The 19,912-nt window shown below is 63.4% G+C and carries 21 protein-coding genes and 1 pseudogene; 11 read left to right on the top strand and 11 right to left on the bottom strand.

Translation table 11 applies throughout. The features are described from left to right. Positions 1-257: pseudogene (locus BSG09_RS10015) on the bottom strand (IS5/IS1182 family transposase); the annotation flags it as partial. 129 nt (positions 258-386) lie between these two features. Between BSG09_RS10015 and BSG09_RS10010 the strand changes: the two are divergent. Further along, positions 387-1,337 (top strand): GNAT family N-acetyltransferase, encoded by a 951-nt coding sequence (locus BSG09_RS10010; protein WP_092932656.1) that lies wholly within the window; start codon positions 387-389, stop codon positions 1,335-1,337. A 47-nt stretch (positions 1,338-1,384) separates the two neighbouring features. Here the strand turns inward: BSG09_RS10010 and BSG09_RS10005 are convergent, their stop codons facing one another. From BSG09_RS10005 to BSG09_RS09995, 3 genes are read right to left on the bottom strand one after another with little or no spacing between them, the layout of a single operon-like run. Beyond that, the gene (locus BSG09_RS10005; protein ID WP_092932654.1) at positions 1,385-1,666 is read right to left on the bottom strand and encodes a ubiquitin-like small modifier protein 1; all 282 of its coding nucleotides are present in this window, start codon (positions 1,664-1,666) and stop codon (positions 1,385-1,387) included. Positions 1,667-1,697: 31 nt separating this feature from the next. Beyond that, positions 1,698-2,972: a TrkA C-terminal domain-containing protein gene (locus BSG09_RS10000; protein ID WP_394328113.1), complete on the bottom strand. Its 1,275-nt coding sequence runs from the start codon at positions 2,970-2,972 to the stop codon at positions 1,698-1,700. Between the two features lie 37 nt (positions 2,973-3,009). Continuing rightward, complete coding sequence (locus tag BSG09_RS09995) at positions 3,010-4,281, bottom strand: potassium transporter TrkA (protein ID WP_092932650.1); 1,272 nt, start codon at positions 4,279-4,281, stop codon at positions 3,010-3,012. A gap of 75 nt (positions 4,282-4,356) precedes the next feature. On the opposite strand from BSG09_RS09995, the gene BSG09_RS09990 reads away from it, so the two are divergent. Together BSG09_RS09990 and BSG09_RS09985 are read left to right on the top strand one after the other, a co-directional pair. Continuing rightward, on the top strand, positions 4,357-4,785 hold the full coding sequence (locus tag BSG09_RS09990; protein ID WP_262488523.1) for a universal stress protein: 429 nt from the start codon (positions 4,357-4,359) through the stop codon (positions 4,783-4,785). Between the two features lie 89 nt (positions 4,786-4,874). Then, positions 4,875-6,059, top strand: a complete 1,185-nt coding sequence (locus tag BSG09_RS09985) for an NAD-binding protein (protein WP_092932646.1) — start codon at positions 4,875-4,877, stop codon at positions 6,057-6,059. A gap of 542 nt (positions 6,060-6,601) precedes the next feature. On the opposite strand, the gene BSG09_RS09980 is transcribed toward BSG09_RS09985, so the two are convergent. The 3 genes from BSG09_RS09980 to deoC form a co-directional block, all read right to left on the bottom strand. Continuing rightward, positions 6,602-7,807, bottom strand: a complete 1,206-nt coding sequence (locus BSG09_RS09980; protein WP_092932644.1) for a Cdc6/Cdc18 family protein — start codon at positions 7,805-7,807, stop codon at positions 6,602-6,604. A 496-nt stretch (positions 7,808-8,303) separates the two neighbouring features. Beyond that, the gene (locus BSG09_RS09975) at positions 8,304-9,713 is read right to left on the bottom strand and encodes an HPP family protein (RefSeq protein ID WP_092932642.1); all 1,410 of its coding nucleotides are present in this window, start codon (positions 9,711-9,713) and stop codon (positions 8,304-8,306) included. A 38-nt stretch (positions 9,714-9,751) separates the two neighbouring features. After that, positions 9,752-10,393 carry a deoxyribose-phosphate aldolase gene (gene deoC, locus BSG09_RS09970; protein ID WP_092932640.1) on the bottom strand — a complete coding sequence of 214 codons (642 nt, stop codon included), beginning with the start codon at positions 10,391-10,393 and terminating at the stop codon, positions 9,752-9,754. Positions 10,394-10,465: 72 nt separating this feature from the next. On the opposite strand from deoC, the gene BSG09_RS09965 reads away from it, so the two are divergent. From BSG09_RS09965 to BSG09_RS09945, 5 genes are all read left to right on the top strand, one after another. Further along, entirely contained in the window at positions 10,466-11,503 is a 1,038-nt protein-coding gene (locus tag BSG09_RS09965) for a ribose 1,5-bisphosphate isomerase (protein ID WP_092932638.1), read from the top strand. Positions 11,504-11,688: 185 nt separating this feature from the next. Beyond that, the gene (locus BSG09_RS09960; RefSeq protein WP_092932636.1) at positions 11,689-12,510 is read left to right on the top strand and encodes a DUF63 family protein; all 822 of its coding nucleotides are present in this window, start codon (positions 11,689-11,691) and stop codon (positions 12,508-12,510) included. Between the two features lie 91 nt (positions 12,511-12,601). Further along, a complete protein-coding gene (locus tag BSG09_RS09955) occupies positions 12,602-13,483 on the top strand; it encodes a carbohydrate kinase family protein (protein WP_092932634.1) in 882 nt (293 codons plus the stop codon). A 148-nt stretch (positions 13,484-13,631) separates the two neighbouring features. Next, a complete protein-coding gene (locus tag BSG09_RS09950; protein WP_092932632.1) occupies positions 13,632-13,934 on the top strand; it encodes a HalOD1 output domain-containing protein in 303 nt (100 codons plus the stop codon). Between the two features lie 96 nt (positions 13,935-14,030). Continuing rightward, on the top strand, positions 14,031-14,759 hold the full coding sequence (locus BSG09_RS09945) for a nucleoside phosphorylase (protein ID WP_092932630.1): 729 nt from the start codon (positions 14,031-14,033) through the stop codon (positions 14,757-14,759). Positions 14,760-14,780: 21 nt separating this feature from the next. On the opposite strand, the gene BSG09_RS09940 is transcribed toward BSG09_RS09945, so the two are convergent. Both BSG09_RS09940 and BSG09_RS09935 read right to left on the bottom strand, forming a co-directional pair. Next, positions 14,781-15,221 carry a universal stress protein gene (locus BSG09_RS09940; protein ID WP_092932628.1) on the bottom strand — a complete coding sequence of 147 codons (441 nt, stop codon included), beginning with the start codon at positions 15,219-15,221 and terminating at the stop codon, positions 14,781-14,783. Between the two features lie 95 nt (positions 15,222-15,316). Then, the gene (locus tag BSG09_RS09935; protein WP_092932670.1) at positions 15,317-16,114 is read right to left on the bottom strand and encodes an HNH endonuclease; all 798 of its coding nucleotides are present in this window, start codon (positions 16,112-16,114) and stop codon (positions 15,317-15,319) included. 108 nt (positions 16,115-16,222) lie between these two features. On the opposite strand from BSG09_RS09935, the gene BSG09_RS09930 reads away from it, so the two are divergent. Continuing rightward, positions 16,223-16,759, top strand: coding sequence for an amphi-Trp domain-containing protein (locus tag BSG09_RS09930; protein ID WP_092932626.1), 537 nt, complete (start codon positions 16,223-16,225; stop codon positions 16,757-16,759). Positions 16,760-16,795: 36 nt separating this feature from the next. Here BSG09_RS09930 and BSG09_RS09925 read toward each other — a convergent pair whose 3' ends face one another. Then, the gene (locus BSG09_RS09925; RefSeq protein WP_092932624.1) at positions 16,796-17,536 is read right to left on the bottom strand and encodes a DUF547 domain-containing protein; all 741 of its coding nucleotides are present in this window, start codon (positions 17,534-17,536) and stop codon (positions 16,796-16,798) included. A gap of 117 nt (positions 17,537-17,653) precedes the next feature. Here BSG09_RS09925 and BSG09_RS09920 point away from each other — a divergent pair, with 117 nt between their 5' ends. Next, on the top strand, positions 17,654-18,673 hold the full coding sequence (locus BSG09_RS09920; RefSeq protein ID WP_092932622.1) for an AI-2E family transporter: 1,020 nt from the start codon (positions 17,654-17,656) through the stop codon (positions 18,671-18,673). A gap of 77 nt (positions 18,674-18,750) precedes the next feature. Here the strand turns inward: BSG09_RS09920 and BSG09_RS09915 are convergent, their stop codons facing one another. Then, positions 18,751-19,278 carry a winged helix-turn-helix transcriptional regulator gene (locus tag BSG09_RS09915; protein ID WP_092932620.1) on the bottom strand — a complete coding sequence of 176 codons (528 nt, stop codon included), beginning with the start codon at positions 19,276-19,278 and terminating at the stop codon, positions 18,751-18,753. Positions 19,279-19,519: 241 nt separating this feature from the next. On the opposite strand from BSG09_RS09915, the gene BSG09_RS09910 reads away from it, so the two are divergent. Next, a complete protein-coding gene (locus BSG09_RS09910) occupies positions 19,520-19,867 on the top strand; it encodes a DUF7471 family protein (protein ID WP_092932618.1) in 348 nt (115 codons plus the stop codon). Positions 19,868-19,912: the final 45 nt, after the last annotated feature.

Below are 19,912 nucleotides of genomic sequence, written 5' to 3'. Positions count from 1 at the left end.
TCGAACGACTTGTAGATCGTGCTGTAGTCGGGGAGGTTCTCTCGATCGAGACCGAGTACGTCACAAATCTCGGTCATGTACTTCAACCGATTCGGCGTTTCACGGTAGCTGTGACCTTCTTCGAGCCGAAAACAGTGTAGGACGACATGGACCCAGCGGGCGAACCCGCCGCTGGCGGGCTCGCCCGCGTGCTTCCCCAACGCTTGTTTGGCTAGGTCACGACACTGCTCAATGAAGTCGAGGAGATCGATTTCCATAGGACAGAATCGAATTCCTCGGCTTCATCCTTCTAAGCCAGTGATATCGGCTGATTAGATCGCTGTTCAACAGAGCACAGCAAAGGTCTTTCCAGCGCGGTCGCGTAGTAGCTGACCGTTCGACCGACGATGCTATCCGATCCAGACGCCGACGTCTCCATCGAGATCCGCCGCGCGACCCACGACGATTACGACGCCGTCGCCGGCTTCACTGGCGAGATTTGGCCCGACCGCGGCGGCGACTACATCCCGCGGATCTACCACGAGTGGCTCGAGGACGAACCCGGACAGGGCAAGAAAACCTTCCTCGCGGAAGTCGACGGCGAGGCCGCGGGCATCGTGCAGGCCGTCATGCTCTCACCCGACGAGGCCTGGTTTCAGGGAATGCGCGTCGCAGCCGACTACCGCCGGCAGGGCGTCAGCCACCGGCTGAACGAGGCGACCTTCGCGTGGGCCCGCGAGCAGGGTGCGACCGTCGGTCGGGTCCTGATCTTCTCGTGGAACGCCGCCTCGCTCGGTGCGGCACGCGCAAGCGGCTTCGAGCCGATCACCGAGTTTCGGTTCGCCCATCCGGAACCCGACCCGGAGGCCGACGGGCCCGCTCGAGTCACTCACAATCCCATCGCAGCCTGGCGCTACTGGACCCACAGCGACGCCCGCGAGCACCTGTCCGGACTCGGCCTCGCACCGGGGGAGTCGTGGGCCATCCGGGAGCTCACACGGGCCGACTTCGAGCGGCTGGCCGACGAGACGGCTGTCTTCGCAGTCGAGGGCACCGATGGACTCGCCGGAACGGCTTACCGATCGCGAACGTACGACAGCGCGATCGGGACCGACGACTCGAGCGAGTCGGAAACGACACTCAAGACGTGGGCCGAGTACGGCGTCGCCGCGTGGGACGGCATCGACGCCGCCCGCTCGCTGGTGGCCGCGATTGCCCGCGACGGCGCCACCTGCGGTGCCGACGCCACGCGGGTGCTGATTCCCGAAACCGCCCGTCACGTCACCGACGTACCGTTTGCAGGGGCCGATATCGCCGAGGAACCCGACTTCGTGCTCGGGATCGATCTCACGGAATAGCGCCGACTTGCGCCGATTCGAGCCGTCGTACTCGCTCGAGTCGAGCGTCACCCACCACTGACCGGCGGAAACAGCGCCAGCTCGTCGTCACCCTCGAGTTCCGTGTCCAGTCCCTCTTCTTCGACCAGGACGTTCGTGCCGTTGCGAAGCACATTGATCTGTGAACGCAACTCGCCGTCTTCGAGTACGCGATCCTCGAGGGCCGGCTTCGCCGCGAGCAGCGCATCGAAGGCGTCGCCGACGGTGTCGCCGGCCGCGGCGTCGACGGTTACGTGTTTGTCCCCCGCGCGCTCGGCAAGATCGGCGAACAGTTTCCACTCCGTTGGCATACGTGGCGCTATCGCTGCCGACGGCAAGTAGCTACCGCTCCCCTGACTGTTCGAGCCTCGAATCGGGCTCGTGACCCACGCTCGTCCCGCCAGCGCGGGTTTCGAGTCGATCCTGCTCGAGTACATCGCCGTCTCGCGGTTCGACCAGCGTCCGGTCGGTCACCCGTCGGAGCGCGTCCGGCCGGCCGAGCACGTAGGCGATGTCGCCGGCTGCGAGCCGAATGTCATCAGCCGGCAGCGGCAAGGCTGTCTCGCCGTCGTCAGTCTCGCGCTCGAGAGCCACCACGAGAAGCGGCAACGCGCCGACTTGGTGGCCGATCAGCGGATCATCCGGCGCGACGGAAATCGCCGTCACTGTCTCGTCGGCCGCCCGGAGCAGGGACACGAGTTGCCGTTCGGCACCGGGGCTTCCCGGCAGCGTCGTGAGGCGGTACGCTCGGTCTGACTCGAGGTCGCGGGCGCCGGCGGCGTCGACGGCGACCGTCGCGACGTCATCAACGGCGGCTCGCAGTTCGCCGCCGGCGACCCGTCGAGCGGTGCCGTCCTCGTCGCGCGTCCAGATGCGGACCGCATCGCCAGGACTGGCATCGGCTGCGGGATCGGCCTCGAGCGCGACGGCGACCGTTCCGGGTGCGAGCGTCGGGCCGATTCCTGCCAGTCGACTCCCGACCGCGAGGTATTCGATCGTTCCGTCGGCAGCCAGTTCGATGTCGACGTGCCCGACGCCGAAGTCACGCTCGAGGCGGGCGACCAGTCGCTCCCGAAGCTGGTCGATGGTGAGCCGGCGCGGAAAGAGCAAGGTATGACCGGCGAGATCGTCCTTTACCGACTCATCGACGGGGTCGTAGCCATCGATGTCCGCGATCTCATCGGGGAGGTCGACAGTGACGACACGGCCGGCCGACCGGACGAGTTGGGTGACGTCGGTGATCGTCCGCGGCGTGGCCGTCAGGAACACGTCTCGAGCGAGGTGGTCGCCGAGTCGGCGGCCGCCGTCGGCGGCGATCGCGCTGGCGACAAATACCGCGACGGTGTAGACGGCAGTGCCAGGTTCGGTCAATCCGGTGTTCCCGATGATCGCCTGTTGCAGTGCAGTCTGGGTGTTGAGCCAGAGCGCGACGATCGTGACGCCGACGAGAACGGCGACGCCGTCGGGGATGCTCTCTGCGCTGTACCACCGATAGGTCGCCGCCATGGTGGCCGCCGTGCCAGCCGACAGTACGGCGAACCCGACGACACGGAGAACTGCGGTCAGCAGCGTCTCTGTCGGAATTATCTGTGCAGTGATTGGATCGATCACAGGCACAGGCGGGCACCTCCTCGAGCGTCGCCGAAAACCCGGCTCATCGCGCGACCGCCTCCACGAACGCGTCGACCGTGGCGTCCGGTCCCGCAACGAACGCTTCGTCGCCGGTCTCGAGTCGGCGTTCGATACCGGGAGCGAACACCCAGCCGTGGCGACGACTGCCGGTTTCGCTCCCCTGGCGTCGGACGGCGAGAATCGTCACGTCCGGCATCGAGGCGGGTTCGGTGTCGGCTTCCGGCTCGCCGTCTGCACCGACTGTCAGCCGACGGATCGCGTAGCCCTCGCCTTTGAGGAGTGCAAAGGCCTCGAACTCCCGGCTCGTTCCTCGAGAGCGGACGACGAGACGTACCGACTCGGCCTCGAGAAGGGGTTTCACGTCCCGGCGAGCGATAGCGAGGGTCACGCGGCCGGGTCCGCCGGCGGTCGCCGTGGTCGGTCTCGCTGTGGAGACGACCGAGTCGCTCGCGTCGCTCCCGTCGGCGTCGCCTCCATCGGTCGCCACGTCGTCTGCGGGGTCGTCCGGGACGGGAGCCACAACGCGATCGTCGTCGTGGTCGGTCCGGACGCTCAGCACCGTTCCGGTGATCGACCGATCGTCGGCGCTGGCGGTGACCTCATCGCCGCGGGCGAGGCCCGTCGGGACGAGCGTCGCGATCGAGACGGCACGTTTCCCCGCCGATACCCGCCGGGAGAGGCTGCCGGAGGGCGGTGCTGCTGCGATCGTTGCCCGCGCCCGTTCGTCGATCGCGATCTCGACGGCCGCGAGGTCGTGGTCCGTTCGGAGTCGTTCCTCGAGCCGAGCCTCGAGTTCCGAGAGCGGGAGATCGGCAGGGAGTCGCCACGAGTTGGCTTTGAGCCGCCTACGGAGATCGGGCGACAGTGGCGGGTAGCCCTCCATGTCACGGATCTCACTGGTCGGACGGACCGTGACCTGACCAACCGAACCGACGAGTTCGACCACGTCAGCCGAGAGAGTGCGCTGTCGAATGGAAGTCAGGGAGATCCGGCGGGGGAGTTCAGCCCCGAGTTTGTCGCCCTGATTGTGGGCATAGAGTGCGAGCATGAGCACGACCAAGACGGCGACGAGTAGCCGGGGCGACTGGGCGATCGTGGGTTCGACGAGGCCGAGAAGGCCACCCTGCACGCTGGCGATCGACAGCGCGAGGACAACGACACCGAACCCGGGAAGCGTAACGCCGGTGAAATACCGGACGAGAAACCCCAGCGAGCCGGCGACGAACGCCGGGACGATGCCAGTCAAGAGCCCGAGATAGAGGCCGAGCAGTAGTTCGACCGGAAGGGATGGCATTGTGGGCAGGTGGCGCGGAACAGATAAAGGAGCATCGGCGACCGAACTTATCGGTTCGGTCATCATAGCGATCGTATACTCTCTCGACTCTCTCGCGTTCTCGTTCCAATGGACGGCTCCGAGCTATCCGAGCGGGCGCTCGAGTACGCACTCGAGAACCATCCCGACGCAGCGGTAACCGTCCTCACGATCGTCGCAGAACCCTCCGTGATGATGGGGGAAGCGATGAGCATCGCCTTCGAGGACGACATCGAGGCGGCCGCACAGGAGCGCGCTGAATCGGTGTTCGACCGGGCACACGAGATGGCTGCCGACCACGACGCTGAGATCGATACCGTCGTCGCCATCGGCCGCCCCGGGCGAGCGATCGTCCGCCGCGCAGACGACTACGATGCGGTCGTGATTGGTAGCCACGGCGACGACATGATCGACCGGCTGTTCGTCGGCGACGTCGCCGATACCGTGTTCAAGCGCTCGCCCGTGCCAGTGACCGTCGTCCGTTGATCGCACGCGAGTGCGTCTCCGGTGGTCCGAGGCCGGTCGGTTCGGCCAAGACGGAGACGTTTAACTAGCACCACCGCCGAGCGGTGTGTATGGTCGACGGCCGGTCGTTGCGAACGCGCCTGCCGGAGAACTGGCGGCGCGTTCTCACGACGCGGACAGCCGTGGTACTCGTCTTGCTCGTCGCGTTACTCTCGGTCGCGACTGCCGTCGTCAACATCGGGACCAACGCCGTCGGCGGCCCGCTCGAGGAATACGTTCCCGACGCCGTCCGAAACGCTGCGGCCTTTACCGGCGCGCTCACCGGCTTTCTAATGGTCGGCAGCGCGCTGTCACTTCGACGCGGGCTCCGAGCGGGCTGGTGGGCGACGCTGCTGTTGCTTCCGCTGACCGCAGCACAGGGACTCCTCCAGTCGAGTCCGTACTCGTTCCCGCTGGTCGTCTGCTCGATCGTGTCGATCCCGTTTCTGCTGCTCACCCGCGAGCGATTCGACAAGTCGCTCTCGCTGTCGACGACCCAGCTCGCGGCCGGTGCTGCACTGGTCGGAGTCCAAGTGTACGGGACCATTGGCGGATACACCCTCCGGGAGCACTTCGACGGGATCAGCAACATCCTCGATGCCTTCTACTTCACATTGATCACCTCGAGCACGGTCGGCTATGGCGACGTGACACCGAACACGGGGTCGGTACAGGCGATGCTGTTTACCATGTCCGTGCTCATCCTCGGCGTCGCGAGCTTCGGTATCGCCATCGGGGCGCTCGTCGGCCCGCTGATCCAAGATCGTATCTCGAGAACACTCGGAAAGATGACCGACTCACAGCTCCAACTCTTAGACGAGCACCTCCTCGTGCTCGGCTACGGCGAACTGACGGAACCGATCGTCGACGAACTCGCAGACACCGGCCGTGAGTTCGTCGTCGTCACTAACGACCAAGAGGCCGCAACGGCACTCAGGAACCGAGACATGCCGGTCGTCAGCGGCGATCCGAGTGACGAGGACCCGCTTCGACGCGCGAAAATCGATCGTGCAGCCGCGACCCTCGTCGCCACGAATCACGACGCCGAGGACGCACTGACCGTCCTCACCGCTCGCCAACTCGCCCCGGAGATGCGAATCGTCGCCGCGGCGACGGACCGCGAGAACGTCAAGAAACTCGAGCGCGCCGGCGCGGATGCGGTGATCAGTCCTGCACAACTGGGCGGCCACCTGCTCGTTCGGTCGGCACTCGGAAGCGACGAAAGCGGCCTGATCGACCGGATCCTCGAGAGGTGATCACAGACGACGGAGAGTGGTTCAGAGGACCGTTCCCAGAACGTCGTTATGAACACCTGATTCGATCAGTACAGCACCCTCTGTTACCGGGAGGCATCGACGAGCGTCGAAGACGCTCGCCTCAACCCCCGGCAAAACCCGTCGATGCCAAAAAGCCGGCGTCGCGGGGTTTCACCCCACTCCGCCGGTGAATCGCTCGCGAAGCGAGCGGCTGCTACTCATTATCCGCAGCGGGAAGTTCACACACCGACGTATCTTCTGGTTCGCTGTGAGATCGCATAGAACCAACCCATGAACAGTACTTGTGAAATCCATCTCTATCATCCTCGTCACTGGGAGAGCGAGCCAGCCACCCCTCGCACCGAGTGAGTGAGTGAGACGGGCTGTTGTCCCGCTGTCCCGGTGGGCCACAAGACGGGCGCAGGATATCCCGGTGGGCCACAGAACCGGCGCGGCCGGTCGGCACTGACCGCCAGGAGTCCGTCTGAGACGACAGTTGTGACTGTCGCGCCAGCAAAGGACCACTCGCACTTCAGAGGATATCAGGGACCGTGATCAGCGTTGAGGGCATTGAACACGATATCCGGATCACGCATCAGCCGATGAACGAGATAACTCCCCTCTCGATCACCACCACCAGTATGCTCGCTTTCAGTAATCCCCAGGAACGCTTGTTCTTTGAGGAGCCGTCTAACTCGATCGTGTGACAACGGGTCCGATCCCTCCTGGGTCGCGATCGTCGTATAGAGATCGTATATTTCCGCTGTCCGGAACTGTTTTTTCTCCTCTGAAGCAGTCAGTGCAGCAAGCGCTCGTAAGATGTACTTTACATGTGGTGTCTGGCCACTCACGAGGCGATGGAATCGGTTGACCTCTGCTTGGGTAATCGCTTCATCAACGTGCGCTTCAGTTACCTGCCCGTCTCCGTTCTTCTCTGCAAGACGGCCTGCTTCGTAGAACGTCTCGACAGCTTTGCGTGCATCACCATGTTCTCGAGCTGCAAGCGCTGCCGTCTTCGGAATGACTTCGTCCGATAAGACACCAGGTTTGAACGCGTCTTTCCGGTTTTCAAGGATCGCGCGTAATTGTTTTGCGCCGTATGGATCGAACACGAGCTCGTTGTCCTGCAAACTCGAATCCACGCGCTCGTTCAACCGTTCTCGGTATTCGATCTTATTACTGATACAGATAACGCCGATGAACGTGTTTGATTTCCCACTCTCACGAGCTCTCGAGAGGCTCCGAAGCAGATCTTCGTTCTCGAGCTTATCGATTTCGTCGAGGATGACAACAAGTGAGTCGACATCGTAATCAGAAAGCAGGTCCCACGTGATGTCACGATAATCCACGGCACTCAATCCAGTTTGCGGGATAGACTCCCCTGCTTCGAGATGTTCGTTCAATTCCCGGGCTAATTCACGGCTTGCTTGCGTTTCTGTCTGATAATCTGAACAATCCACGTATGCGTATTTGAGCGCGGCTCCATTGGTAGCGGCTCGTCTGGACGCTTGACGCGTGACACATCTCGAGACGAGCGATTTCCCGGTCCCTGTTTTCCCGTAGATAATCGTCGTTTCTGGCGGCCCACCTTCGGTTGCAGCAGCAAGCGCACTCCCAACCGATCGGATTTCCTCGTCACGGCCCACAACGCGGTCAAGTTCAGGAACGTGACCGACTCGAACCAGCTCTCGATTTGCGAAGATATCACCAGTATCAAATATATCAGTCAGTTCCCCGTCCTCTGCCATGGACCGAGATTACGTTCTAGGAAATTAAACGCACCGAACCAGCCGCTGACTGAGACTCAAAATTCGAGCGCAAGGGACCCTGTTAACGGCATCCACTAGTCATTAATAAGGAGAGTCGAGAACAGCCCCACCCCTCATACCGAGTGAGTTGCGAATCCACTTGGTAGCTAACTCATACAGCCTATATAAATACTCCGTAGATCGATAGGCCGTATTCAAAAAACGGCTACTGTACTCTACTGTACCGGGATAACTAACAATAATATAGTAAGATATAATCATATATATTAAACTCCCATCTCTGAATGATCTCTGAATGGGTGCGAAACTTCTTTGAAAGACTGTGGCGGGCGTTCCACAGAAAGACACGGCTCTATTTGCGAAGACCTCACTCGGTACGAGGGGGGTGTCCGGCGAAGGAGTATCACGACACTGACTCACTCGGTACGAGGGGTCACAACAATAACTGATAATCATACAGAAACAACCGGAACCATCAGCGGTGCCGTCCACGATGAACGATCGCCACGTCGGCCTCGAGGTCGCTGAGTTTGCGAAACGTCGGCGGCGAGACGAACCGCGAGGCGGCCGATCGGTCGGTACTCGAGCCGACGAAGCACACGTCGTACCGGGGTGCGACACGGGAGAGATAGGTCTCGACCGGCGCGGTCACGACGTGTGTTTCGAATCGGCCCGAGAACGCATCGACGAGATCGGCGAGCGTGTTTTCGGCCGGTCGACGACGCGATTCGTCGTCGATACAGGTACTGACGGTGACGGGGCGTCCGGGTTCGGTGATACGGATCGCGAAGTCGACCATCGCGCGAGCGGTGTCGCCGGCACCCCGAACCGCGACCAAGCTGCTTCGCCAGTGTCGCCGCCGGATACCGTTCGACCGGAACGCGATGACGTCGATCTCGCTGTCGAACAATCCTTTGAGAAACGACGAGAGCCCGCCGTTCTCGTGTTCGGCATACGGCGCGACGACGAGATCACAGTTCTGCTGGCGGGCGGTTCTGAGGACGAGACTCGCAGACTGGTCGCGTGCGGCCGCGACAACGGCGTCACAGGAGACGCCGTAGGCGGTCTCGAGATCGGCCGCCAGTGACTCGAGATGACGGGCCGCGTCGTCGGCTGCCCGTTCGATGGAGGGGGACTCGTCGTCACTGTCGGCATCGATGTCATCGTGCTGTTCGTCGATGACGTCGAAGAGCACGACCCTGCCAGCGTCGTGGGCGGTGGCGATCGACGCGGCGAACCGGGCGACAGTCTCGTCGGCGTCGGCCATCGGGACGAGCACGTGATCGTCACCGCTCGTCGTCCCATAGAGATAGCGGGCGCGCTGTTGGTAGAAGTGACGCCGCCAGACGACGAACGCGACCGCGACGAACGCACTTGAGATGATGATCCCGATGACGTACGCCAACTGCGCGTTGCCGGTCAAGAGTACGAGCAGTGCCGTCGAGAACGCCGCCGGCTCCTCGAGGTCGAGCGCCCACGTACAGACGCCGGTGAAGAACACGCCGAGTGCCGCACCAGTTGCACTGACACGGCCACCCCCGAGTCCGACCGTCGTCGCCAGCGCGAGCGCGACCCAGCCACAGAGCGCGCCGACGGTCATCCCCCCGACGAACGTCGACGGCGTGGCGTACGTTCCCTCGGGATCGGCAAAGAGCGTGTACGTCCCCGACGCCAGCGGCGGAAACAGGAGGAACGAGACCGCCGCGGTTGCGTTCGCCAGCCACGTCACCACCGCGATCAACAGCGGGACGAACAGCAACACCGAGAGATGCAAGAGATTGCCCGTCCGCTCGATCCAGCGCAAGAAAGCGTCGAGTTCGCGCCGCTCGAGGCGTCGCAGTCGTCTCGCGAGCGCCCACAGCCGCTCTCGAACCCCCTCGAGCATAGCGTTTCGTTGGTCCGGGCACAACCAAAACTGTTTGGCTACGCCTGTGTCGGTGCGCCCTCCAGGATCGCCACACCACTCGAGGCACCGATGCGGTTAGCACCGGCTTCGAGCATGGCGACGGCCTCGTCGTAGCTGCCGATGCCGCCGCTTGCCTTGACAGGGAGGGACTCGCTCATGAGGGCGACGTCGTCGACCGTCGCACCGCCGTCGGCAAAGCCGGTCGAGGTTTTGACCATCGCCGCGTCGGCAGCCGCGGCAGCTTCGCAGGCCCGGCGTTTCTCCGCGTCGGTCAGGAGCGCGGTTTCGATGATGACTTTCACAGGAATCGGGACGGCGGCGACCAGTTCTGCGAGTTCGTCCCTGACCGCGTCGTCCTCGCCGGCTTTCAGTCGGCCGACGTTGAGAACGACATCGAGTTCGTCAGCACCAGCCCGCCACGCTGTCACACCTTCGTCCCGTTTCACAGCAGGGTCGTGGTGGCCATGTGGGAAGCCGACGACCGTCATGAGCGTCACCTCGGGAGCGTACTCGACAGCCAGCTCGAGCGCGTACGGCGGGACACAGGCGTTCATTCCGTACTGTCGGGCCTCGTCAAGGGTCATGCGAACGTCGTCGGGCGTCGTCGCGGGACCGAGAACGGTGTGATCGATCAGGGGCGCGAGGTCGCTGCGATTCATACCGGTGTGGACTCGCCGGACGAGGAAAAACCCGCCCGGTCACTTTTCACGACCGGTGTGCAATCGACTCACATGGATGGTCCCGAATCCGGTGTCGTACCGGCCGTCGAATCCACCGCCGACGACATCACTGCGATGCGGATTCGCGGTGCCGCGGCGATCGCCGATGCAGCCGCCACAGCGCTTGCAACGCAGGCCGAACGCTCCACGGCCGACAGCCCCGCGGCGTTCGAACAGGAACTCCGGGCAGCGGCGGCGACGCTATACGAGACGCGGCCGACCGCGGTGAGCCTTCCGAACGCCCTCCGGTATGTCCTTCGCGGGATGGACGGCGACACCGTCGCTGCCCTTCGCTCGTCGACGATCACCCGGGCCGAGCGCTTCACGCGCGATCTCGCACAGGCCCAGGATCGCCTCGGCGAGATCGGTTCCCACCGGCTCCAGGACGGCGACACCGTGCTGACCCACTGTCACTCGACGGACGCGCTCGCATGCGTCGAGGCCGCACTCGAGGCAGGCAAAGAGCTCGAGGCGATCGTCAAGGAGACCCGCCCGCGCAAGCAGGGCCATATCACGGCCCGCCAGTTGCGCGAGTGGGACGTGCCGGTGACGCTGATCGCGGACAACGCGGCCCGACGGTATCTCGACCGGACGGATCACGTCCTCGTCGGCGCTGACAGCATCGCAGCCGACGGCAGCGTGATCAACAAGATCGGAACGAGCGGGCTGGCGGTCAACGCCCGCGAACGGGGCGTGCCAGTGATGGTCGCAGCCCAGACGATCAAACTCCACCCGGACACCATGACCGGCCACACCGTCGAGATCGAGATGCGATCGGAACGCGAACTACTGTCCGACGAGGAGCGAGCGGCGATCATTGGCGACGCGACCGACGGGGATGCGGATGCTAAGACGAAGCCGACCGGAGACGTCGACCAGGCACCAGTGACCGACAGCGGGCTAACCGTCGAGAATCCAGCCTTCGACGTCACACCGCCGCGATATGTCGACGCGATCGTGACCGAACGCGGCCAGTTTCCGCCCGAAAGCATCGTGACGCTCATGCGCGAGCTGTTCGGCGAACCGACGGACGATCCATGGGAGAGCTGAGACGAGCTGCTACACCACCGTCTCGGAGCATCCATACTGGACACTGCGCTCGGCATCACTGACCGCCACCGTCTCCCGATCGCAACGGCCCTGTGATCGCTGTCTCATCCGTTCTACCACCGATTCCGTTCGCGTTTCTCCGGCAATCGGAAAGTGTTAGTTACTGGTGTGAGCAACACCTGGCTATGGTAGTTCCCGAGGGGTTCGTCGTCCCACCATGGTATCTGCTGGTTCCGGTCGTCGTGATACTGGGGGGCGTCATCGCACTGCTGTGGGCGCTCGAGCCGCCGGTAACTGATCGCACGGTGCTTTCGTTTGCACCCTGGATGATGTTCGGCTCGAGTCTCCACGTGCTCTACAAGCTGGACGCGTTTCCAGCGACCATCGAACCCCTGTTCAGCGCCCCGATGGTCTATGCGGTGACCGCGGTCATCGCAGGGCTCGCCTGGATCGTCGCGATCTTTCTCCACGTCGGTGGCCTGCAGCCGACGATCGCGCGGTTCGTCGGCATCTCCGGCACGGCGTTTTTCACCGTCTTCGCGATGTTTGCGATCTTCCAGAGCGTCGAGTTGGGGACCTTCGCGCCGTTTTGGCCCGTCGTTTCAGTCATCGTTGCCGGCATCCTCACCGCCATCGCGTGGCTCGTACTGGGCCTCTGGTTTACCGACGTCGCGGCGACGACGGGCATGACCGGGGCGCTCGTCGTCTTCGGGCACACGTTAGACGGCGTTTCGACCGCGGTCGGCTACGACGTCCTCGGGGCCAGCGAGAACGTCCCGCTCTCGTTGCTGATCTTAGAGACCGGGAAAGCGCTTCCGACCGCTGGCGTTATCGGTGCCGGGTGGCTGTTCGTCCTCGTCAAAGTCGGCCTCGCGACGGTCATCCTCGGGCTGTTTCGGGAATACGTTGAGGAGCGCCCCCGACAGGCCCGGACGCTGCTCGCGCTGGTCGCCGCGGTCGGCCTCGGTCCAGCCGTTCACAACACGCTGCTGTTCATGGTGGGGTGATACGGACTACGACGTCAGTTCCGGTGCACTCGAATGACAGTCACCGTCACTAGGTTTTTATCGACGGCTCTCGTGCACCTTCTATCATCGAATGGCTTCTGTATCGGTTCTCGTGGCCGGCCACGTCAACTGGGACGTAACCCTTCGGGTCGACAGACTCCCCGAACCCGACGGCGAGGCCGCGATCCGCTCACAGCGCCAGTCTGGGGGTGGCAGCGCCGCAAACGTCGCCGCCGCACTCACCGGGTTAGGCATCGAAACCGAGCTGATCGGCAGCGTCGGTGACGACGACCATGGCCTGCTCGCCCGCCGAGAACTCGAGACAGCGGATGTCTCCGTCTCGGGCGTTCGTGTGATCGAAGACGCCGACACGGCCGTCAAGTACCTGCTTGTCGACGAGGACGGCGAGGTCGCGATCCTTGGCAACGACGGCGTCAACGAAGCCGTCACGCCCGACGACCTCGAGCCAAGCCGGATCCGGGCGGCCGACCACGTCCATCTGACCGGCCAGCGGCCTGACACTGCCGCGGCGATCGCACGCACTGCCAGCGAGGCCGGGGGGTCCGTCAGTTTCGATCCCGGCCGCCGACTCGTCGACCGGGACTACGGCGATGCGCTCGCGCTCGCTGACGTCGTCTTCGTGACCGATCGAGAGGCGACAGCACTGCTCGCAGACGAGTCGCCGGCGGCGCTGGTCGACGATCGGATCATCGTCGTCACCTGTGGTGCCGACGGCGCGGAAGCGTACACCCCGGAGGGGTCGCTCGTCCATTCTGGGTTCGACATCGAGCCGGTCGATACGGCCGGTGCAGGCGACGCCTTCGCGGCGGGCTTTCTTTCGACCTGGCTCGCGGATGGCGGCGTCGATCGCGCACTCGCCTACGGAAACGCCTGCGGGTCGCTGACTGCGAGTCGTGACGGCGCGCGGAGCGCACCGACGGCCGAAGCCGTCGAAGACGTTCTCATAAACTGACATACATGTGAACGGTTCTTGTGGACGTTGGAGTCACCGTGATCGGCTGCCGTCAGGTGGTTCTCACCGGGTGCCGTCTGACGGTAGTTATATACGGAGAGGCGTGGGCCACTCGAGTAAGACGGTCACGATTTCGTGACTGAGAGACATGACGAAAGGAAGGGTAACCGAGTCCCACGGATGTGGCCTCAGACGGCACATCCAGTACGAACGAGACGCTGACGAGCCGCCGAGTATCGCCGCTGCAATGGCACTGGCCCAGTACTTCGGTGACGACGTTACTGCGACCAGTACACGGCTATACGACTACATCGATCCGGACGCACTCGATAGCCTCTTTGCCGAAACGAATCGGGGTGCTAGACGGCCGACTGGAACAGTCGAATTCGAGGTCGACGACGCCGTCGTCACGATCCGATCCGACCGCATCGACGTGTGTCCCGCGAGGTAACCGCCGTGGGCGCACGTCGGTAAGGGCGGGGTTGGGGGATAGCGCGAGAACCGAGACGACGAACCTTTTTTCTCAGTACCGACGGAAGGCATCGGTATGGCGACGCAGCCACATCTGCTGGTCGACGACGGAGAGCTGACGGATATCGCGCTTATCCCGGGCGATCCCGGGCGGGTCGATCGCATCGCCGATCACTGCGACGAGGCCGAAACGATCGCCCAAAACCGTGAGTACAAGGTCGTCAACGCCACCTACGAGGGGCGAGAACTGACGATCTGTTCGACGGGAATCGGCTGTCCGTCCGCCGCGATCGCCATCGAGGAACTGGCAAACGTCGGCGTCGAGACGTTCCTCCGGGTCGGCACCACGGGGGCACTCCAGTCGGACATCGAGATCGGCGACATGATCGTCGCGACCGGCGCGGCGAAAAACGAGGGGACCACGAAGCGCTACGAGGCCGTCGAGTACCCCGCCGTGCCGGACTACGACGCGCTGTCGGCACTGGTCGACGCCGCGGAAGCGAACGACGAGGACGTCCACGTCGGCCCCGTCACCTCCGACGACGCCTTCTACGCCGAGACTGGCGATACCGTCGACGACTGGGAGGACGCTGGCTTACTCGCCGTCGAAATGGAAGCCGCCGCCGTCTTCTCGCTCGCCCGCCGCAAGGGTCTCCGCGCCGGCGCGATCTGTACCGTCGACGGTAACCTCGTCGAAGGCACCCAGAAGGGAACCGACACCGCCGACGACGAACTGCCCGACAAGGCCAAGAACAACGTCGGTCGCGCGATCGATATCACACTCGAGGCAGCGACCAACCTGTAGCTGGCGACGGCGAGGGTCTCGTTACGTCTCCTGATTGGACCGCGGCAACACGACGAGCGGCCGATCGGCCTGCGAGAGGAGTTTTCGTTCGACGTCGCCGGAGAGCAGCTTCAGCCACCGGTTCGCGCTACGGGGCGTAAAGACGATCGCCGTTGCGTCGAGTTCGTGTGCAGCGTCAAGAATCGTCGCCGCAACGTCGGTACCGTACAGGAGTTCCGTCTCGAGGGAGACCGGCTCGTCGGCCAGTCGTGCATCGACGCGGTCGAAGATGCGCGCAGCGTGTTCTTCGCGCTGTTCGACACCTGCTTTGTCGGGTGCGCCACCGGCCTTTTCGATCACATGAACGACGTGGATCGCCGGTCGCTCGTCGTCGTCGATCGCCTGCAAAATCGCCTGACACGTCTCGTCGGCATCGTCCTCGCTCGCGATCGGGACCACGATCGTCTCGAGGAGGCTACCCATCGATCCACCTCCCGACGTAGCTGCGTTCGAACTGTTCAGTCATCGTCCAGGTGTTCCGCCGGTGTGAGTATAAATCTCCGCCACTAGCCGTATGCTCATAGCTCCGCCGTGAGCTGTGTTGCGAGTGCCGTCGCCCGATCGGTCAGTGTGTCGGTCGTCTCGGAAGCGTCCTGCAGCGTCTCGTTGATCGTGCCGAAGAGTCGATCGAACGCGATCGACTCACCGGGATGGTGCCAGGCAGCCGTCTCGCAGGCCTCGAGTCCACAGGTCGAACACGTCTGCCCCTCGAGTGAGTCGAAACAGCCGTGACAGCGCTCGAGTGCTGACACGACCGTCTCGCTCAGTTCGACGGCCTCGACGAGCCGCGACTGGAGGGCTGTTGCCGTCTCGGTGAACGCTTCGAGCGACGGCCGAACGTCGGGGGCGACGGCCGGTTCGAGGGCAGCGAGTTCCTCGAGGTGGGCGTCGACGATCGCGATCGCAAGCAGGACGTCGCGCCGAGTGCGGCGGTAGTTCGACACCGCGTCGCTGTCGACCTCGGTCCCGTCGTCGCAAGCGGACTCGAGGGTCGCGGGCAGCGATGTCGACAGCGACGCAAAAGTCGCGACGTCCGAAATCGTCGCTCCCTGCAGCCGGGTCGTCTCGCGAACGCGGTGAAACAGCGTCTCGGCGGTGGCGGAGGGCGTCGCCGGAGCTGTCTCGAGTGTCTCGAAACAGTCCGCACAGACGGTGACGAGCGCGCTTTCGTGAACGGTCCCCTCGCGCGGCACGTCACCGACGGGAGAGAGTCGAAGCGCCGTCGCGTCGTCGCCGACGGTCTCGCAGTGGCGACACGTGAACGCGTCGCGGTCGAATACGGACTCTCGGTCGGCGGTCCAGTCGCGTGCAGTCACGAGCGAGCGAAGACAGCGCGACGACAAAAACACACCGGCAGAAGAGACGATCGGGACACACCGACGGTGAGAACCAACCACTAACTCACAGCGCCACGAAGTTCCACTATGACCGACACACCGAACGATGCCGATCGATCGGACGACACAGACACAGCTGCTAGCTTCGCCCTCGAGCGGGCGTACGACCGCATGGACGTTGCGGAGCTTCTCCGCGAGTTGACGGCCGCTGCCGAGTCGGGACGACCGGTTACCGTCTCCGACGACGGGCAGACGGTCAGAATCACGATTCCGGACCGCGTCGTCGCCGGACTCGAAGCGACGAGCGATCCGACTACCGACCACCCGGTCGCCGATCTGACCCTCGAACTCGAGTGGGACGATCCCGACGGCTCGAGTGTTCGGGTCACCGATCGTGATGACGGCGACACGACGGACGCCGAGCCGACGAACGGCACCGAGCGAACCAGCCGCTTCGAGGTCTACGAGGATGTGGCGGGCGAGTGGCGCTGGCGGCTCGTCCACTGGAACGGCAACATCATCGCCGATAGCGGCGAAGGCTACGCCTCGCGGTTCAACGCCGAACGGGCGGCTCGCGGCGTCATGCGCAACGCGCCGACGGCGACCATTCAACGGCGCGACTGAGTACTGTCGCCGGCTCCCGCACCTGCGGCCGATGGACTACCGCCGGACGTCGTTTCCGTCGAGATCGACGTCGAGATCGGCCGACCAGTCGATGCGCTCGTACTCGAGCGACGGGGTAGTCTCAGCCGGAACGGCGTTGTACTCCCGGAGGAACGAGACGATCCCGCTCGTCCCGCCGAAGTCCCCTCGATACTGGCGGAACAGGCGCGGAATCGTCGCTTTGGCTTCGTCGGAATCGTAAGAAACGTTCTCCTCTAAGAACCACTCGATGGCGATATCCAGTTCCTCGTCGACGTCACGGGGCGAGTAGACCGCGATCGGCGGACAGTGATCGGCACCGTGACTCACCGCGAAGTGGATCCGCGGATCACATTCCCCGAGGCGGAACTGCCGTTCAAACGACGACGGGAACAGTCGTGGCAGATAGCCCATCCCCCACGGCAGTTTCGAACTCCGAAGCATCCCGTGTTCGATGTCGTTGAGACTCAGCCAGACCCCGCTAATCGGGATCTGATCGCGCGCGAAGAACTTCCATTCGTCGAGCAACCCGCCATCGAACAGGTCGTCGTCGGCCTCCTCCTCGAGGAGGAGCTGGGCGTACGCGTTATAACAGTTGAGCCAGAACGCAAGCTTTCCCTTGCGACCGGTCAGTGCCCGATCCAGGAGTGACCGCTCGAGCGTCGCGAGGCGTTCCCGCAACGGGTCCGCGTCGCCCTCGGTCTTGACAGTATAGAGAAGATCCGCCGAGAGCGAGAGTGGATCGAGCTGCGTCGACATTCGAGTCTCACTTCACGAACCAGGCCCTTGAAGCCGTGTGACGCTTCGCGACGACAGTCCTGACTGGCAATACGTTCAGGCCGTAGTTTTATCTCACTAACACTGGAAATAACAGCCGTGAATCTCAGCAAGGGATTTCTGCTGGTCCTCATCGGTATCTTCGCATATCTCTCGTTGCTGCTTGTGCTCCCGTTTTTCCAGTACGTTCTCGGTGCAATCCTCGTCGCCTACGTCCTCTTCCCGATTCAAGGACGGCTCGAGCAGCAGGTTCCGTCGCCGGTCGCCGCCCTCGGACTCGTCGCCGTGACAGTCGCAGGTGTCGTCGTTCCGCTGCTCGTAATCGTTGCACTGGTCGCCAGCGACGCTCGACAGCTCGTCGAAAACACTGATACGGCATCGCTTGGCGCGACTGAACTCGAGCGATATATCGAGGAACAGACCGGCATGACCGTCGATCTGACGGCCACACTCACCGACTCCGCACAGGGAGTCGGCGGCACGGTCCTCGAGCAGTCGACTGCGTGGTTTAGCGCGCTGACACACACTGCCGTCGGACTGGGGGTCGCGATCTTCCTGCTGTATTACCTGCTCAAAGACGGGGCTGCGCTGTTGGACTGGATCAGGAGGCTGACGCCGCTACCCGACGATGTCCAGGACGATTTCTATCGGGAACTGGACGCAGTGATGGGGGCCGTCCTCGTCGGGCACGTCCTGATCGCGATCATTCAGGGAACGCTCGCCGGACTGGGGCTGCTCGCGACCGGAATTCCGAACGCTGCGTTCTGGACGGTGATCATGATCGTCCTCTCGTTGATCCCGCTGGTCGGCTCGTTTCTCGTCTGGGGACCGGCTGTGGCCTTCCTGTTGCTGACGAACGAGCCGGTGCTTGCGGTGGCACTCCTCGTCTACAGTACGATCATCGTCGGACTTTCCGACGACTACCTCCGACCGATTCTCGTCGATCGCTACGCCGATCTCAACCCCGCTGTGATCATCCTCGGTGTCCTCGGCGGCGTCTACGCGTTCGGCGTCATGGGGCTGTTCTACGGCCCTGTCGTCCTCGGCGCGCTGATCGCGACGCTGAACGTGCTGAACGATCACTACAACCGACTCGAGAAAACTCCCGGACTGCAATAGGAAAACAGCGGTCCGACGACCAGCCGACTGTTATACTGATTCGAGGAGAACGCCCACGACTGCAGTCGTGAGAGGAGTTACTGTGCGTCAGACGTGCCTGCGAGCAACTCGTCGACGAGTCGCGTGAACCGATCGACGAACCGATCGGGGACCGTCGGCGTCACCGTCGTCAACAGCCGACCGGTCTCATCGGGGTTTGCGAGCTCGAGGACGACGCGGTTTTGCTCGTCGTAGCGCTTGTCGACGATGTCGTGTTCGACCAATCGGTCGAGGTGGTACTCGAGCGTGCTCCGGGCGATTCCGAGGTCGTCGGCGATGTCGCCAGGCGCGGCGGGTTCGTTCTCGATCAGATGCGTGACGATCTCGCGGGCGGTTTCGCGACGGAACAGCGCCAGCGCGCTTCGTTCCCACGCGTCGTACTCCGGCGGGTAGTAGTGGGTCCGGCCGTACCACTCCTCCCGGACGAGGCGATCGTCCTCGAGCAGCCGACGGATGTGGTACTGGACCTGTCCCGGCGCGAACGCCGACTCTCTGACGAGTTCGTTGAAATGAACGCCGGCGTTGGCTCGGACGTGAGCGTGGATCTCATCTCGCGTATCGGTCATATCACTGTTTCCCCCCTGATGGGTCGTATCCGTGCCTAGCGGTGGGGGGCATATAACGGGTTTCCCGCGTTCCCACTCGCCGAGAACCGCCCGCGTCCGATGTACGAACCCGAAACAGCCCGGAAACAGCCGTGAACGCCGTTTTTCGGGCCGCTAACCGTCATTGCGGTCGGTCACGAGCTTTTCACGGACGGACCAAAGGGAATAGGTTACTGCCCCGCCCAGTTCACATGTCGATCACATGGTGCTCGCGCTGTCGTTTACCGACGAGTGGCTTGATCCGCAACTCGCGCCGATCCTCGTCGCCGTCATCATCCTTGCCGTCATCGGAACGACGGCACTGTTCGTCATCGGCCTTGTTGCGTACTCGCAGCGTCGGTCGGCCCGCTACGTCCTGATCACAGCCGTGCTGGGAATCCTCGTCGTCCGTTCGGTGATCGGACTGGGGACCGTCCTCGGACTCACCCCGATGACTGTCCATCACCTCATGGAACACGGGTTCGACTTCCTCATCGCGGTGTTGCTCCTTTATGTGGTCTATCGGAGCGGCTCCTCGAGCCGACGCGTGTCTCGAGGCTTCGACGACTAATCGGCGGATCGGGGTCGCTTGTAGCTGCTCCGATCCGTCGGGCTT

Origin of the sequence: Natrinema hispanicum (assembly GCF_900111485.1) — an archaeon.
In the GTDB taxonomy this organism is placed as follows: Archaea; Halobacteriota; Halobacteria; order Halobacteriales; family Natrialbaceae; genus Natrinema; species Natrinema hispanicum_A.
Note: the sequence above shows the minus strand (reverse complement) of the source record. Positions and strands in the feature narration are given on the sequence as shown.